The 14,899-nt window shown below is 65.0% G+C and carries 15 protein-coding genes and 1 tRNA gene; 12 read left to right on the top strand and 4 right to left on the bottom strand.

All coding sequences use genetic code 11. The annotated features are described in order from the left end of the window. The first annotated feature begins 31 nt into the window (after positions 1-31). The 10 genes from A3E1_RS0137735 to A3E1_RS0137690 all read left to right on the top strand — a co-directional run bounded on the left by A3E1_RS0137735 (position 32) and on the right by A3E1_RS0137690 (position 9,667). Positions 32-610, top strand: a complete 579-nt coding sequence (locus A3E1_RS0137735) for a helix-turn-helix domain-containing protein (RefSeq protein ID WP_211216061.1) — start codon at positions 32-34, stop codon at positions 608-610. Next, positions 594-977 carry a RidA family protein gene (locus tag A3E1_RS0137730; protein WP_020526022.1) on the top strand — a complete coding sequence of 128 codons (384 nt, stop codon included), beginning with the start codon at positions 594-596 and terminating at the stop codon, positions 975-977. Before A3E1_RS0137735 ends, A3E1_RS0137730 begins: the two co-directional genes overlap by 17 nt. Before the next feature lie 102 nt (positions 978-1,079). Further along, complete coding sequence (gene topA, locus A3E1_RS0137725; protein ID WP_026209234.1) at positions 1,080-3,848, top strand: type I DNA topoisomerase; 2,769 nt, start codon at positions 1,080-1,082, stop codon at positions 3,846-3,848. A gap of 121 nt (positions 3,849-3,969) precedes the next feature. Next, positions 3,970-4,521, top strand: a complete 552-nt coding sequence (locus A3E1_RS0137720) for a TetR/AcrR family transcriptional regulator (protein WP_063825198.1) — start codon at positions 3,970-3,972, stop codon at positions 4,519-4,521. Between the two features lie 260 nt (positions 4,522-4,781). After that, positions 4,782-6,725 carry a dTMP kinase gene (gene tmk / locus A3E1_RS44170; protein ID WP_020526019.1) on the top strand — a complete coding sequence of 648 codons (1,944 nt, stop codon included), beginning with the start codon at positions 4,782-4,784 and terminating at the stop codon, positions 6,723-6,725. A 10-nt stretch (positions 6,726-6,735) separates the two neighbouring features. Further along, positions 6,736-7,902 (top strand): DNA polymerase III subunit delta', encoded by a 1,167-nt coding sequence (locus A3E1_RS0137710; protein WP_020526018.1) that lies wholly within the window; start codon positions 6,736-6,738, stop codon positions 7,900-7,902. 68 nt (positions 7,903-7,970) lie between these two features. Continuing rightward, positions 7,971-8,294, top strand: coding sequence for a YbaB/EbfC family nucleoid-associated protein (locus tag A3E1_RS0137705; RefSeq protein ID WP_020526017.1), 324 nt, complete (start codon positions 7,971-7,973; stop codon positions 8,292-8,294). 1 nt (position 8,295) lies between these two features. After that, a complete protein-coding gene (locus A3E1_RS0137700; protein ID WP_020526016.1) occupies positions 8,296-8,538 on the top strand; it encodes a hypothetical protein in 243 nt (80 codons plus the stop codon). Next, a complete protein-coding gene (locus A3E1_RS0137695; RefSeq protein WP_020526015.1) occupies positions 8,538-9,179 on the top strand; it encodes a hypothetical protein in 642 nt (213 codons plus the stop codon). The genes A3E1_RS0137700 and A3E1_RS0137695 overlap by 1 nt, the downstream gene beginning before the upstream one ends. Positions 9,180-9,199: 20 nt before the next feature. Then, complete coding sequence (locus A3E1_RS0137690) at positions 9,200-9,667, top strand: hypothetical protein (RefSeq protein WP_020526014.1); 468 nt, start codon at positions 9,200-9,202, stop codon at positions 9,665-9,667. Here the strand turns inward: A3E1_RS0137690 and A3E1_RS0137685 are convergent. Beyond that, positions 9,664-10,857: a hypothetical protein gene (locus A3E1_RS0137685; RefSeq protein ID WP_026209232.1), complete on the bottom strand. Its 1,194-nt coding sequence runs from the start codon at positions 10,855-10,857 to the stop codon at positions 9,664-9,666. The genes A3E1_RS0137690 and A3E1_RS0137685 overlap by 4 nt on opposite strands. An 81-nt stretch (positions 10,858-10,938) precedes the next feature. On the opposite strand from A3E1_RS0137685, the gene A3E1_RS0137680 reads away from it, so the two are divergent. After that, entirely contained in the window at positions 10,939-11,808 is an 870-nt protein-coding gene (locus A3E1_RS0137680) for a PSP1 domain-containing protein (RefSeq protein ID WP_020526013.1), read from the top strand. On the opposite strand, the gene A3E1_RS44165 is transcribed toward A3E1_RS0137680, so the two are convergent. Beyond that, positions 11,747-13,501 (bottom strand): metallophosphoesterase family protein, encoded by a 1,755-nt coding sequence (locus A3E1_RS44165; protein WP_245571557.1) that lies wholly within the window; start codon positions 13,499-13,501, stop codon positions 11,747-11,749. The genes A3E1_RS0137680 and A3E1_RS44165 overlap by 62 nt on opposite strands. Before the next feature lie 115 nt (positions 13,502-13,616). On the opposite strand from A3E1_RS44165, the gene A3E1_RS0137670 reads away from it, so the two are divergent. Further along, positions 13,617-13,692, top strand: a tRNA-Thr gene (locus A3E1_RS0137670). A gap of 6 nt (positions 13,693-13,698) precedes the next feature. Here the strand turns inward: A3E1_RS0137670 and A3E1_RS0137665 are convergent. Both A3E1_RS0137665 and A3E1_RS0137660 read right to left on the bottom strand, forming a co-directional pair. Next, the gene (locus A3E1_RS0137665; protein WP_020526011.1) at positions 13,699-14,595 is read right to left on the bottom strand and encodes a threonine/serine dehydratase; all 897 of its coding nucleotides are present in this window, start codon (positions 14,593-14,595) and stop codon (positions 13,699-13,701) included. A 22-nt stretch (positions 14,596-14,617) separates the two neighbouring features. Then, positions 14,618-14,887 (bottom strand): hypothetical protein, encoded by a 270-nt coding sequence (locus A3E1_RS0137660; protein WP_020526010.1) that lies wholly within the window; start codon positions 14,885-14,887, stop codon positions 14,618-14,620. Between the last annotated feature and the right edge of the window lie 12 nt (positions 14,888-14,899).

Raw genomic sequence — 14,899 nt, 5'->3', positions numbered from 1 at the left:
ATAGCGGACGTCTTTCCGCTATGATGCCGTGGTGGAAGATCTTTTAGATCGGCTGGGTACGCGGCTGAAAGCCCAAAGAGCAGCCAAAAGCTTCAGCCTCGAAGCACTGGCCGCGGCCAGTGGCGTGAGCCGCAGCATGATCTCTGAAATCGAGCGCGGCACGAAGATGCCAACGGTCATCGTGCTGGCCCGGCTGGCGACCGCTCTGGGCACGACAGTGTCGCGCTTGATGGGTGAGGAACAGCCGGATCGGGTGATCCGCCTTCGCCGCGAGGATCAACCGTCCATAACGGACGCCACCGGCTGGATGCGCCAGATCCTGTCGCCCACTTTGCCCGGTGTCGAGTTCGAGTTCATCCGCACGACGATCCCGGGTGGGGTCGTCGTGGGTGAGTTCGCGGCCCATGCGGCCGGCTCACGGGAGTACATAGCCGTGGAGACGGGCTCGCTCAAGGTCACGCTGGACGGTATTGATCACGTCCTTAACCCTGGCGACTCGCTCTACTACGCCGGCGATTGTGTGCACGCCTTCGCCAACGCCGGTGCCATCGAATGCATCTACTACACCGTCATGAACGTAGCGAGGAGCATCCATGATTCAGCCGCTTAACCCCACGATCCTGCCCGAGGCCACGGGCAACTACACCCACGGCACCGTCGTTACGGGAGCCACACGGACGGTCTTCGTCAGCGGGCAGGTACCGTGGGCGGACGAGGACGGCAAGATTCCACCGGACTTTGAGTCCCAGTGCCGGCTCACCTGGCGCAATGTGCTCGCAGTGCTCGCCGAGGCGGGCATGAGTGTCAAGAATCTAGCAAAAGTGACGATCTACCTGTCTGACCGCCAATACCGGGAGACCAACGGGCGAATCCGTCAGGAGGTGCTGGGCGACCACACGCCAGCGCTCACCATCATCATTACCGGCATCTACGCCGAGGAATGGCTGCTGGAGATCGAAGCGATCGCAGTGGATTAGTGACCTGCGCCGGTGACCTCGGGGTATCGTGCCTTCCCGTAAGGATTGAGCGTTACCGTGTACGTCTTGCCTTCTATTAAGCAGAGATCACAGGAGTCTGAGTTGCCGACAGCAGCCAAGAACCGTCTGGTCATCGTCGAGTCTCCGGCGAAGGCCAAGACGATCTCGGGCTACTTGGGCCCGGGTTACGTCGTTGAAGCGAGCTTCGGGCACATCCGTGATCTTCCAGCGGGCGCGAAGCAAATGCCCGAGAAGTTCAAGAAGGAACCCTGGGCCTACCTGGGCGTTGACGTCGACCACGGATTTGCACCGGTCTATATTGTCAACCCTGACCGCGCCAAACATGTGACGAAGCTCAAAGCACTCGTCAAGGACGCCGACGAAGTGCTGCTCGCAACGGATGAGGACCGCGAGGGCGAGGCCATCGCGTGGCACCTGGTCGACACGCTCAAGCCCAAGGTGCCCGTCAAGCGGATGGTCTTCCACGAGATCACCAAGTCGGCCATTCAGGCCGCGGTGGCCAGCCCCCGCGACATCGACCGTGACCTGGTCGACGCCCAGGAGACTCGCCGGATCCTCGACCGCCTCTACGGCTATGACGTGTCGGCGGTGCTCTGGAAGAAGGTGCAGCGTGGCCTGAGCGCTGGCCGCGTCCAGTCGATCGCGACCCGCATCGTCGTCGAGCGCGAAAAGCAGCGGATGGCGTTCAAGTCCGCTGAGTACTGGGACATCCTCGCGACCCTGGCCACGGCCAAGGGCGAGACGTTCGCGGCGACCCTGATCGCTCTCAACGGCGATCGCGTGGCCAGCGGTAAAGACTTCGAACCCACCACGGGCACGGCCAAGAGCAACGTCGTGCACCTCGACGAAATGGCCGCCCGTGGGCTCGCCGCCCGGCTCGATGACCGTGACTTCGTCGTCACGCGGGTCGAAGAGAAGCCCTACCGGCGCCGGCCCTACGCCCCGTTCATCACGTCGACCTTGCAGCAGGAAGCAGCCCGCAAGCTGCGCTTTTCCTCGCAGATGACGATGCGCGTGGCCCAGCGGCTCTACGAAAACGGCTACATCACCTATATGCGTACGGACTCGGTGAACCTTTCCGAGTCAGCCATCGCGGCGGCCCGCAACCAGATCGCCGAGCTTTACGGCCCAGCCGCCGTTCCGCCGCAGCCGCGCAAGTACACCGGCAAGGTCAAGAACGCTCAAGAGGCACACGAGGCGATTCGCCCCGCTGGTGACTCGTTCCGCACGCCGGGCACGGTCGCGAAAGAACTGTCCACTGAGGAGTTCAAGCTCTACGAGCTGATCTGGCGCCGCACGATCGCGTCGCAGATGAACGACGCCGTGGGCCAGTCGCTGAGCGTCCGCATCCAGGCCGTGACCGCCACCCAGGAGCAGTGCGACTTCGCCGCCAGCGGCAAGACCATCACCGACCCCGGGTTCCTGCGCGCCTACGTCGAGTCGTCCGATGACGCCGACGAAGAGGCCGAGGACGCTGAGCGCAAGCTGCCGCCACTGGTCAAGGACCAGCACCTGACCGAAGAAGGCCTCGAGCCCGTTGGTCACACCACGCAGCCGCCCGCGCGGTACACGGAAGCGTCTTTGATCAAAGCCCTGGAAGAGCTGGGCGTGGGCCGTCCCTCGACCTACACCCCGACGATCCAAACCATTCAAGACAGAGGGTACGTAGTAAAGCGCGGCCAAGCGCTGATCCCGACCTTCGTCGCGTTCGCCGTGATCGGGTTGCTGGAGCAGCACTACCCGCGGCTGGTCGACTACGGGTTCACGGCCGCCATGGAAGATGAATTGGACCAGATCGCCGGTGGCGACGCCACCGCGCTGGAGTTCCTGACTTCCTTCTACTTTGGATCGGCGAGCGCTGCAGAAGGCTCAGTCGCGCACGCTGGCGGTCTGAAGAAGCTGGTCACCGAGAACCTCGGCGAGATCGACGCGCGCAGCATCAACTCGATCCCGCTTTTCGACGACGTCGTCGTGCGCGTGGGCCGCTACGGTCCCTACTTGCAGCGCGGCGGTTCGGCACAGTCTGAGGTCGACCCGGACACCGAGACCGCCTCTGACGGCGACCGGGTGTCCATTCCGGACGGCATCGCGCCCGACGAGCTGACCCCGGAGAAGGTAAACGAGCTGTTCCTGGGTGGCGGTGGCGAGCGCAATCTCGGCGAGCACCCGGAGACCGGAGAACCGGTCGTCCTGAAGTCGGGGCGCTACGGCCCCTACGTCTCTAGCGGCGAGACCAACGCGTCCCTGCTGAAGACCCAGTCCCCGGAGAACGTGACGCTGGCTGACGCGTTGCGGCTGCTGACGCTGCCGCGACTGGTGGGCAAGGACAACGAGGGCGAGCCGATCTACGCCAAGAACGGCCGCTACGGTCCCTACATCGAGCGCGGCAAGGACTCACGTTCGCTAGCAGATGAAGAGAAGCTGTTCACGGTCACGCTCGACGAAGCTCTCACGTTGCTGGCCGCTCCCAAGGTAAGGGGACGGCGGGAAGCCGCGCCGCCGCTAAGAGAGCTCGGCGTTGACCCGCTGACCGACAAGCAGATGGTGATCAAGGATGGGCGTTTCGGTCCATACGTCACCGATGGCGAAACCAACGCGTCATTGCGCCGGGGCCAGACACCGGAAACGATGACGGTGGAACAGGCCAGCGAAATGCTTTCGGAAAAGCGTGCCAAAGGCCCGGCTCCAGCGAAGAAGGCGGCCGCTAAGAAAGCCGCTCCGGCCAAGAAAGCGGCAGCTAAGAAGACGGCTACCGCCAAGAAGACCACAGCTAAAAAAGCAACGGCAAAGACTGCGACAAAGGCCGTCAAAAAGGCAGCACCTAAGAAAGCGGCACCGAAAAAAGCCTAGATTCGTTGTTCCTGGGTAGGTGTCTGCAGCAAGGAGCGGTTTAGTGAGCACACAGACTGTCAGCGCTGGACCCCTGCGCCGGGTCCCGGTGCAGGGTCGCAGTGTCGCGCGGGTGCAGCGCATGCTCGACGCGTGCGCCGAATTAATAGATGAAGTTGGCTACGACGGCCTGAGCACCACTCTGCTCGCAGAACGTGCCGGTGTCGCGATTGGATCGGTCTACCAGTTCTTCCCTGACAAGCGGGCGATCGTGCAAGCGCTCACGCTGCGCAATGTCGAGGCCTACCTGGCCAAGCTCGCCGACCGCATTCCGGCCGGGGAACTGACCCACTGGTGGGATGGGGTCGACGGGGCGATCGAGGAATACATCGAGCTGCACCGCAGCGTTCCGGGTTTCCGGACGCTCCACTTTGGTGATGTTGTCGACGTGCACCTGATCGATCCAGATCGGGACAACAACGCGGTCATCGCCGATCATCTCGCCGATCTGCTGGTGCGCTACCACGGTGCGCCCGACAGCGCGGAGTTTAGGTTTGCGCTGGTCATCTCAGTTGAAGCGGCTGATGCGCTGATCAAATTGGCGTTCCGGCGGCATCCGGATGGCGATAACACGGTATTGACCGAGGCCAAAACCTTCGTCCGGGGTTATCTGCAGGCCTTCGCGCTCGTCTGAGCTGACGCGAAACTTGTAGGGATTCTTCAGGGAGAGATCCGGGTATGACGCTGTCATCGCCCGGCTAAAGTGAGCCGCAGAGACGACGAGAAGAAGGTGCGGCCATTACATCGCAGGCAGAGGCGGATCTCTCGGGCGTTGCGGAGCTGCGCGCAATTCTCCGTATTCGCCCATTCCGAAGACTTTGGCTGGTCCTCGGGGCAGCGTCCCTAGGTGACTGGCTGGGCTTACTGGCCACGGCCACCTTTGCCGCCGCTCAGGTGGACTCGGGCGCCGCCAAGGGCCTTGCCTTTGGCGGCGTCATTGCCGTCCGGCTCTTGCCAGCACTCGTGCTTGGCCCGCTGGCCGGGGTGATGGCTGACCGGTGGGACCGCCGCTACACGATGGTCGTTTGCGACCTTCTGCGCTTTGTCCTTTTTGCGTCTATTCCAACGGTTGTTCTGTTCTCTGACGACCCCGTGGTCGGCGTCGGCTGGGCGGCCATCGCGACGTTCCTCATCGAGAGCATCACGCTGATCTGGTTGCCCGCCAAGGAAGCCGCCGTGCCCAACCTGATCCCACGGGCGCGGCTAGAGGCCTCCAACCAGCTGACCCTGGTCACGACCTATGGCATCACCCCGGTCCTCGCGGCGCTACTGCTGGCGGGGCTCAACCAGCTGAACGCTTCGTTAAGCGACGTTGGTGTCCAGTGGGCGGCGTGGGCGACCCCATCGAGCCTCGCGCTCTACTTCAACGCTCTGTCCCGGTTAGCCACTGCCCTCGTGGTGTTCTTTGGCATCCGGGAGATCTCCGGCCACAACGGCAAGAACCACAAGAGCGACAGCATGATCCGGCAATTCGTCGATGGCTGGCGCTTCGTGGGCAAGACCCCACTCGTGCGCGGTCTGGTCTTCGGCATTCTCGGGGCTTTCGCCGCCGGTGGTGTCGTGATTGGAACGGCCAACTTCTTCGCGGGCGAGCTCAACGGTGGTGACTCGACGTTCGCCATCCTCTTCGCGACGATCTTCGTCGGGCTAGGACTCGGCATCGCCCTAGGGCCACGCATGATCGGGGCGCTGTCGCGGCGGCGCTGGTTTGGCCTCAGCATCATCCTGGCGGCGGGCTCAGTGGCGTTGCTCGCTCTCGCCACGCACCTGTCGGTCGCCGTCGCCTGCACGTTGCTCGTCGGGGTGGGGGCCGGAATGGCCTTCCTGTCGGGCACCACGCTGCTCGGTGGCGAAGTCGAAGACGATGTGCGGGGCCGGGTCTTCGCCGTCGTTCAGACCGGCACCCGGGTGATCCTCATGCTCGCCATCTCGCTATCGGGTCTCCTGGTTGGCGTGGGTGGCTCCCGGGCCGTCGCCGGCACGGGACTGTCGATCTCGTCGACCCGCGTTCTCCTCGGGGTGGCCGGGGTGCTGGGCGTGGCCGCCGGCCTGTGGGCCTTCCGGCAGATGGACGACAAGCCGGGGGTACCAGTCTTCGCCGACCTTTTCAGCTCCATGCGCGGCAGGCCGCTGGGCATTCCAGAGCCCGTGACCGGCGGCGTTTTCATCGTCTTCGAAGGCGGTGAGGGTGCGGGCAAGTCAACCCAGATCCAGCACCTCGCCGCGGTCTTGACGGCCCAGGGCCGTGAAGTGATCGTCACGCGGGAGCCGGGTGCCACCGAAGTCGGGTCACGCATCCGGCGCATGGTGCTGGAAACCAACACCGGCCAGAGCGGCCCAGCGTTGGCACCACGAGCCGAGGCGCTGCTTTACGCCGCAGACCGCGCTCACCATGTGTCCACAGTGGTGCGTCCCGCCCTCCTGCGCGGGGCGATCGTCATCTCCGACCGCTACGTCGACAGTTCCCTGGCCTATCAAGGCGCTGGGCGATCGCTGGCCGTGGATGAGGTGCAGTGGCTGTCCGCCTGGGCGACAGGCGGCCTCAAGCCACACCTGGTCGTGCTGCTGGACATTGACCCGAGCGTCGGCCTGGCCCGCGCCCAGTTGCGCGGATCACCCGATCGGCTGGAACGAGAGTCGATCGACTTCCACGAGCGTGTGCGCCAAGGCTTCCTCGATCTGGCGCTGGCCGAGCCCAACCGCTACTTGGTCCTGGATGCGACTAAGGACGAGAAGGAACTGGCCGAGGCGATCTCCGACCGCGTGGGGGCGATCCTGCCCCCTTTACCCGAGCCAAAGCCCGCTAACCGGCGCGTGCGCGAAGCGGCGATGTCCTAGCGGTCCAGTAATGTTGCCCAGCGTGGACGTGTTCGCGCATCTGACCGGGCAGCCAGGCGCTGTCGAGACGTTGCGGTCGGCCGCGGCTGGTGTCGGCATGACCCACGCGTGGCTGTTCACCGGGCCTGCTGGATCGGGGCGTTCCGTCGCGGCGCGAGCCTTCGCGGCAGCGCTGCAGTGTGTGAGCGAGCCCAAAGGCTGCGGTGTCTGCACCGGTTGCCACACCGTCCAAACGGGAAGCCATCCAGACGTTCGGTTCGTGGTGCCAGAAGGCCTGAGCATCCCGGTCGCCCTGATGCGTGAGCTGGTGCTGCGTTCGGCGACGTCGCCCGCCTCCGGGCGCTGGCAGGTGCTGGTCGTGGAAGATGCTGACCGGCTCACCGAGGCCGCCGGAAACGCTCTGCTTAAGGCGGTTGAGGAGCCTCCAGAGCGGACAGTCTTCCTGTTGTGCGCGCCCTCCGACCATCCCGATGACATTCCGCTGACGATCCGTTCACGGTGCCGCGTGGTGAATCTGCGGCAGCCCGCCGCGGAAGCGGTCGCGGAGTTGCTGGTGTCGCGCGACGGGGTCGACCCGGCGCTCGCCACCCTCGTCGCCGCGGCGGCTCAGGGCCACGTGGGGCGGGCTCGCCGGCTCGCCCGCGACCCCGAGGCCCGGGCGCGCCGCGCTGCCGTGCTCGGCGTGCCGCGTCAGCTCAGCGGCATCGGCGCGTGTTTCGACTTGGCGAGCGGCCTGATCGCTTCGGCCGAGGTGGAAGCAGACGCGGCAACGGCTCAAAGTGACGCGAGCGAGCGCTCGGCTATGGAGACGGCGCTAGGCGCGGGTGGCACGGGCAAGGGTGCCGCTGGCGCGGTCAGGGGTGCGGCCGGTCAGCTCAAGGAGCTGGAGCGGCGCCAAAAGTCACGCTCGACCCGGGCGCAGCGTGATGCGCTCGACCGGGCACTGCTCGACCTGGCCGGGTTCTACCGCGATGTGCTGGTGCAGCAGTGGAAAGCGCCGGTGGCGCCGGTGCACGAAGACGCGCTGCCGATGACGGGCGCGGCCGCCCAGCGGTGGACCAAGGAGAGCACGTTGCGCCGGCTGGAGTCCATCATGGAGTGCCGTGCGGCGATCGAAGCCAACGTGAAGCCGCGCATCGCGGTCGAGGCGATGCTGTTGCGCCTCTGGCAAGGCTGATCCACCGGTTATCCACACGGTTATCCACAGGCCTTTCGTCGATCCCGGCGCGGCGGTAGCGTGCCGCCATGCCTAGCGAGATCGACGATGTCTGGATCGAGGAAGCGGTCTCCGCTTACCGCCAGATCGAGGAGCGGCAGGCGGCGTTCGCCCGGGCTTTGACCCAGCTTGAGGTCTCGGTTCGCTCACCTGACGATGTCGTTGAGGTGATTGTCGGGGGCGATGGTGTGGTGCGGCATGTCAACGTGCACGGATCACTGCCATCGATGTCCAATGCGGATCTTTCGCGCTCCATTCAGCAGGCGGCTTCGGCCGCGCATGAGGCGGCCGCCTGGGCGCGCCGCAAGCTCCATGACGAGACGTTCGGCGATTACCGCAGTTTGGGGGACTGAGATGGTTGATCTTTCCGCACGGCTGTCCGCGGCCGGGGCTGATCTGGGAGCCATGAACGATGCGTTTGACCGGGCAGGGCCGGTGCTGCTGCCTGCCGTGGCCGGTGGCCTGGCGACGGTCGTCGAGGGCGCATGGGCGGCCCAGCTGGCCGAGAGCCAGCGGCTCGCTGACGAGGTGCGCGAGCTCGCCGCGGCGGTCCGTTTGGCGGCACAGCGTTACGTTGACGCGGATCAGGAGTTCTGATGGACGCCTTGGGTCTGCTCCATCCGGCGGCGCACGATCTGCTGTCGCGTTCAGACGGTGTGCTTATTCGCGCTGGGGCGCCAGAGCGTCACGAAATCCTGTCGTTGCTGCGCCGCGCCGGCCAGTTGCCCGCCGACGCGGTGGCTGATCTGGTGGCGTGGGATCCAGCCGCTCTCGACGAGCACGCGGCTTTGCTGACGCGCTCGGCCGGGCAATACCGGGATCTCGCCGATCAGCTCGACCGGCCGGTCGCGTGGGAAGGCCCGGCCGCTGAGGCGTTCGCTTCCCGCGCCGCGACTGCGGCCACCCAATGTCACGAGCTGGCCGGCTCCGCCTCCACGCTCGCCGCTCACCTCACCGGCTTGGCCGAGTGGTTGCGCGTGGTGCGCCGGCAGTTGGCGCAAACGCTGGCAGCCGCGCTGAGCAGTGCTGAAGCCGTTTCGCTGACGGTTCACGGCGTCGACCCACTGCAGCGTGTGGCCGCCGCGGCCCGCGTCGGCACCACAGTCCTGCGCGAGATAACGGCGATCCGGGCCGAGGGCGAAAGGCTCGCCGCGTCCTGGCCGTCGCCGGTCGTTGCGGTTTCCCGCATCGCTCCTGCGGGGATTTCCAGCCGAATACAGGTGGATGGGCTCGCTTAACGTCCATAAGATCGCGCTTCATGAGACGCGCCGTGTTAGCCGTGATGGTCCTTGCCCTTTCCGCCTGCGACAACGCACCACAACCGACGGCGGCACCCGCTTCGGCAAGTCCTTCCCCGTCGGTGAAAGCGGCAGTCGCGCCCTATGTCGCGAAGGCCTGCGAGATCGTCAGCACGGCCAAGGCCAAGTCTCCAGAAGCGACGGCCTATGTGGAGGCTCTGCGCACGGGAGCGACGCCGCCAGCGCCGGGTTCAGCGGAGCTGGCCGGGCTTGAGAAGCTCAACGAGGCCTACATGGACGCCAACATTGAGCTCACGGGCGTTGGTGCGGTGGGGAATGAGCGCGACCTGCGGCAAGCCTTCGCGGCGCTGATGGGTGTGCACTTTGGCCTGCGTGAGGCAGGCAGTGACATGGAAAAGGCGAAGCAGCTCATCAAGCACGAGCTTGTGGTGAGCGGCTTCGCCACGGTTAAGGAGCAGTGCGGTTAGGCCCGGCGCCGTGCGGTGAGCACGAAGAGGAACCGTCCCGCGACGAAGAGCAGAATCCCTGCTCCGACAGCGATCCCGACGTTGACTCCGGTCAACGGGAGTTTGCAGCCGGGGGTGCCACAGTCGACGGGCGGCGGGTTGTTCGGCTCTGTCCACTTAGGAGCCTCGGCCGAGACGTCGAGCAACCCGACGCCCAGATCGAGAACAGACGCCTGACTGGCCGCTGAGACGAGCACCTGCAGCCGCAGGCTGGCAGTAGAAGCGGTGACTTTCTCGTCCTTGATGTCCTGCTTGAGGTCACCAATCGTCAAGCGCAGCACCGAAGTCTGGCCGAGCCCGGCCGGCAGCGGAAGTCCACTCAGGACAGACCCTAGAACAGAGGTCTGTATCGGCAGGTCAACCGTCTTGCCGAGGCCGCTCAACTGCTGCCGTGGCACTCCTGCGCCGGAGATCTCCAGCACGGGCGACTTGTATTCCACGACCGAGGTGGCTGCCCGCCCGGTCGCGTAGACCACGAGCGAAGGCGGCGAAATGACGTCGATGGTCAGCTTGCCGCCAGCAAACTCCAATGAGGACAGTGAGATCTGTGCCGCCGCGGCTGAGGCGGCCCTCCCCTCGCGCAGCACCGTCGCCGTGGCGGACTGGCTGGAGATGTTGTTGTCGGCCTGAACCAGCGCACCCTTGCTGCCGGGCAGGACACTCACGCCCAGGAGCGCCGCGTTAGCGGCGCCGGCCGGGCCGGCCTGCGTGCCGCAAGCCATGCCGTCGGCCCAGCGCGCGTGCGCGTTCAGTTCACCCGTGCCGGCTTTCGCCACGCCGAGGTCGACCGAGAGGGCCTGATTTTTCACCGGCTCCTGGTGCGACGGCGGCGCCGACTGAGCAACGGTTGCCTCAAGCGGCCCACGTGGCAGGGAGAGCCCCAGGACCTCAGCGGATAGGTACTCCGCCTTGGCGGTGCTGCGGACCGGGTCGGCCGCACCGAGTTTGGCCTGCGTGGACGCGAGCGTCAGATCGGCCACTTTCGGTAGTTTCAGCCCGAGGATGCCCGGGTCGAGCACGCCCACCTTGAGCAAATTGGCGCTGGCCTGCGAGCGGTAGTTCAGCGGCTGAGCACATCCTGCCGCTTGGGCGGGACTGGTGATCACAGGCACGGATCCGATGACGATAGCGGCGACCGCGATGAGTCGCATGCTGCCTCCAAATAAGGGGGTGAGGAGCTCTACGTCGTGCCAACGAGGCCATGAGCGCCCAGTTACGCGTAGGGTGTGTCAATGGGCATGCTCTGTGCGGTCGCTTTCAACCGCTACGGCCGGCTGTTTTACCTTGATCCAGGCGAGTTTCGCCCTCGGGTCGGTGACAAGGTGCTCATCGCCACCGATGACGGCCCCGAAGTAGCGGATTGTGTTTGGGCACCCCAATGGGTGGATGAGGACACGTCCGGGTTCCCCCGAATGGCTGGCCTGGCACAAGACGCTGATCTGCGCCGGGATGAGATCATCCGCCAGCGCAAAGCCGAAGGGCGCATCGCGGCGAACCGCCTGATCCGCGAGCACCAGTTGCCGATGAAGGTCATCTCGGTTGATCACACGCCGGGTGTGGAAAACGCGCCGTCCGAGGAGCAGCCGTGGGGCGCCGGGCCGCGTACGACTATCTACTTCACCGCGCCGCACCGCGTCGACTTCCGTTCCCTGGTAAGGGATTTGGGCGCGACGTTGCACTGCCGCGTTGAGTTGCGCCAGCTGTCGGCACGCGACTCGGCGAAAGTGCAGGGCGGCATTGGCTCGTGCGGCCGTGACCTGTGCTGTTCCACCTTCTTGACCGAGTTTGAGCCGGTCAGCATCAGGATGGCTAAAGATCAGGATCTGCCGCTGAACCCGATGCGCATCTCGGGCGCGTGTGGCCGCCTGATGTGCTGCCTGAAATACGAACACCCGATGTATCAGGACTTTCACGCCACGGCCCCCGCCCTCGGGGAGTCAGTGTCCACTCCGGAGGGTGAGGGCCGCGTGGTCGGGCACTCGGTGCCTAAGGACTCCGTGGTTATCCGGCTCAACGCCGACGGTTCCCGGACGGCTTGTCCTAAGGCGTCGGTGTGCTCAAGCCGGAAGGCATATGAGGAACGCCATCAGGACGCGCAGTAGCGGCTGAGAACACCACCGGGTCGTCAATGAGCCGGGCTTTGAGCGGGTTCACCGGGCGGAACCAGGAACCGGTCGCCTGTGGAATCCAGCGCTTGCTGATGCGGTCAACCCCGATGGCGTAGATCGTCAGCGTGCCGTCAGGGGCGAATCGCATCCGTAGGAAGCTCTTGAAGTCTTCGATCCCTTGCCCGGCGAACAGCTCGTTGATGTTGACCTTGAAGCGTGAGGCGATGAGCAGATAGGCCGAAACCAGCAGGGCGGCAACGATTCCCGCGATCGGCAGATAGATCACGGCGGCCGCCACGGGTGGCCAGGGCCAGTTCAGCTTCGCCAGGGGCAGGTGCTTCCAGATTGACCACGCGCCAACGCCCATGAGAATGTGCGCGACGCCATGTAAGCCGCCCAAGATGAACGGCACCGCCTTCATCTGGCCTTCGGTCAAGCCGACCGCGAAGAACATCGTCGCGGACATGATGAGCGTGACCATGAGGAAGATCGGCACCGTGATGATCCGCTGAGCCTCGTTTTGGAAGGCCAGCAGCAGCATCGTATGCAGCACGCCGAGCAGCGTCGCGAAACCAGGGTTGCGCCACGGCAGGCGGGCGAAGACCCCACTGCCGAGCCATTGTGACCGCATCTTGGTGGGATAGGTCTGCGCCAGCTTGAAGATGTTCTGGATGCTGGCCCGCCGGGCGATGGAATGCCTTGGCGGCACAGCGATCTTGGACGGCAGGTGATGGGTCGCCGCGGTATAAGCGCCACCGCCGCCACAGTTGATCAGCTGCCGCTCGCCATCCTCCTGTACGTAACGCGCGTAGTGGTGCTGATCCCCACTGAGCATGAGCCGCACGTTGGCGTTGGCTGGCTCAATCACGTTACGCAGGAAGAAGTCGATGGTGTCGTAGTAACGCGGGTGTTCATCGGTCTGCATCCAGGCCGGCTGGGGCACCATCAGGATGACGTTGTCCCCGGGGCTGAAAGTCGCGGCGACGCCCTTGAAGAACTCGAATTGCGGGTCGTCGATGTAGGCCTCGCCCTGCGCGTCAAGCGCGAGTAGCCACCAGCGGTGTGGCAGTTGCAGGGCGAAGTAGCTGCGGGCCTGCTTGGTTTGCCAGCCGCCGATGTGACCACCGCCGCGCCGGGCGAATAGCCGCAGGAACGCGGTCAGCCCGTCGTACCAGTCGTGGTTGCCGGGCAAGGCATACATCGACGGGCTGTCTTCGGTGATTGGCTGCGGCAGCGCGGCCTTGTACGGACCTTCGAAGCGGTTCTCGTATTCAGCTCCGCTTGCGGTCGGATAGACCTGGTCGCCGCCAAGGACGAGCACCCGTCCCCGGGGCAGGGTCTGGTCAGGCAGCTCAACTTGGTCCTGCGCCAGCAAATAGGCCATGGAATAAGTCGCGTCGAACCCATCGCCAAGATCGGCGATGTAGTCCAGCCACAGCTCCTCATCGCTGGCATGTTCGTCATGGACTTTGGTCGGCTGGCCAGCTTGAAGTTCTCGCTTGTCCAGATAGGCGCCGAACTGAGCGGCGAAGGCGACGCGGATGCCGGTCGCCGCTAGCTGAGCCGGGGAAAGCCAAGCCACCGGCGGCTTTGGCGTGAAGCCAAGCTCGTTCGGGTCTAGCTTGGTCGGCCGGCGCAGAAGCGTCGTCTGCATCTCCATGGGCAATGGCTCACGAGGCAACACCACGACCGGAGCGTACTCAACGGCGTGGTGTGAGTCACGCCAGCAATCCGACACTAGGACGCCTGGGATACCTGTTGTGGATCTCCCGGAGCAAGCCTGTACACTAGCCGAGCAACACGCCGCCTTAGCTCAGTCGGTAGAGCGAGTAACTCGTAATTACTAGGTCAACGGTTCGATTCCGTTAGGCGGCTCCACTCTCCTTAGAAGTCAGCCAAGCTCGTGTTGGCACCGCACAGAATCACCACGACACGCCCGTCGAACTTCGCGCCGCGGTAAGCGGCGTATGCGGCTGCGGCGCCGTGTTCGACGACGATGCGGTAGTCCTCCCAAAGTGACCGTCGCGCGGCGATGATCTCCTCGTCGGAGACGAGCAGACTGGGCGTCTTGGTGCGGGTCACGACCTCGAAGGCGATCTGCCCGACACGCCGTGCTCCAAGGGAATCGGCGGCTACCCCGCTCACACTGACGTCGACCGGCGCTGCCTGAGAAAGCGCCGTATGCAAAGTCGGGCAGTTCTCCGGCTCCGCGCCGATAACGTTCGCGTGCCCCTCTAGGGCTGCCGCGACACCCGCGATCAGGCCGCCACCACCAACGGAGGTCAGCACGGTGTCGGCGTGGCCAATGAGTTCGGCGCCCACGGTGCCCGCGCCCGCGACGACCTCGGGCTGATCGTAGGCATGACAGAACAACGCACCGGTTTCTGCCACGTAGGTCTGGGCCGCCTCGAACGCGGCGGCATATTCACTGCCTGCTTGATTTACGTTGGCGCCCAGAGCTTTCAGCTTGGCGACCTTAACCGCTGGCGCTGTCTCGGGCACGAAAACCGTCACCGGAACGCCCAGTTTGACCCCGGCGTAAGCCACGGCCAAAGCGGCGTTTCCGCCCGAGGCGCTGACCGCACCGGCAGTGGCGTCGAGCTCGCCGCGTTCTTTAGCGGCGAGCAGCCGGTTGAAGGCTCCGCGCGCTTTGAAACTGCCGCTGACTTGAAGATATTCGAGCTTGAAGGCGAGTTGACGGTCCACTTCGAACAGTGGGGTGTGCCGCGCCCAGCCCTTGATCCGCTGGGCTGCGACAGTCACCTCATGAGCAGTGATCACCTATCCACTGTGCCCTAGCGGGTCAGCCGAAAGGTACCCACTTCCAGGTGTCGCCGTGCTCACTTTTCAGACTGGCGAGCCGGCCCCGCGCGATCCTCTCGTCGGAGAAGTAGTCACGCGACCGCAGCCCGCCCTGGCCGCCATGCCTTGACTCGACGCACCACGTCTCGCCAAATCGCTTGAGCCACAAGTCATGCCGGTGGTCGATGCCGAACCGCCCATTCCACCAGCACTCAACAAGCTCGCCCGCTAATGCCTTCGCTCTCGGATTGCTCCCCAGTCGCACGCCCATGAGATGACCCTA

The sequence above is a fragment of the Catelliglobosispora koreensis DSM 44566 genome (genome assembly GCF_000379685.1).
GTDB lineage: Bacteria > Actinomycetota > Actinomycetes > Mycobacteriales > Micromonosporaceae > Catelliglobosispora > Catelliglobosispora koreensis.
The sequence above is the reverse complement of the archived record's forward strand: the minus strand, read 5'-3'. Positions and strand labels throughout refer to the sequence as shown.

Excerpts from the sequence above, each read along its gene's own strand:
- A3E1_RS0137695 (WP_020526015.1), top strand. The coding sequence starts at position 8,538 with ATGGACGCCTTGGGTCTGCTCCATCCGGCGGCGCACGATCTGCTGTCG.
- A3E1_RS0137730 (WP_020526022.1), top strand. The coding sequence starts at position 594 with ATGATTCAGCCGCTTAACCCCACGATCCTGCCCGAGGCCACGGGCAAC.
- A3E1_RS0137660 (WP_020526010.1), bottom strand. The coding sequence starts at position 14,887 with ATGGGCGTGCGACTGGGGAGCAATCCGAGAGCGAAGGCATTAGCGGGC.
- A3E1_RS0137685 (WP_026209232.1), bottom strand. The coding sequence starts at position 10,857 with ATGCGACTCATCGCGGTCGCCGCTATCGTCATCGGATCCGTGCCTGTG.
- A3E1_RS0137710 (WP_020526018.1), top strand. The coding sequence starts at position 6,736 with ATGTTGCCCAGCGTGGACGTGTTCGCGCATCTGACCGGGCAGCCAGGC.
- A3E1_RS0137680 (WP_020526013.1), top strand. The coding sequence starts at position 10,939 with ATGGGCATGCTCTGTGCGGTCGCTTTCAACCGCTACGGCCGGCTGTTT.
- A3E1_RS0137720 (WP_063825198.1), top strand. The coding sequence starts at position 3,970 with ATGCTCGACGCGTGCGCCGAATTAATAGATGAAGTTGGCTACGACGGC.
- A3E1_RS0137700 (WP_020526016.1), top strand. The coding sequence starts at position 8,296 with ATGGTTGATCTTTCCGCACGGCTGTCCGCGGCCGGGGCTGATCTGGGA.
- A3E1_RS0137690 (WP_020526014.1), top strand. The coding sequence starts at position 9,200 with ATGAGACGCGCCGTGTTAGCCGTGATGGTCCTTGCCCTTTCCGCCTGC.
- A3E1_RS0137705 (WP_020526017.1), top strand. The coding sequence starts at position 7,971 with ATGCCTAGCGAGATCGACGATGTCTGGATCGAGGAAGCGGTCTCCGCT.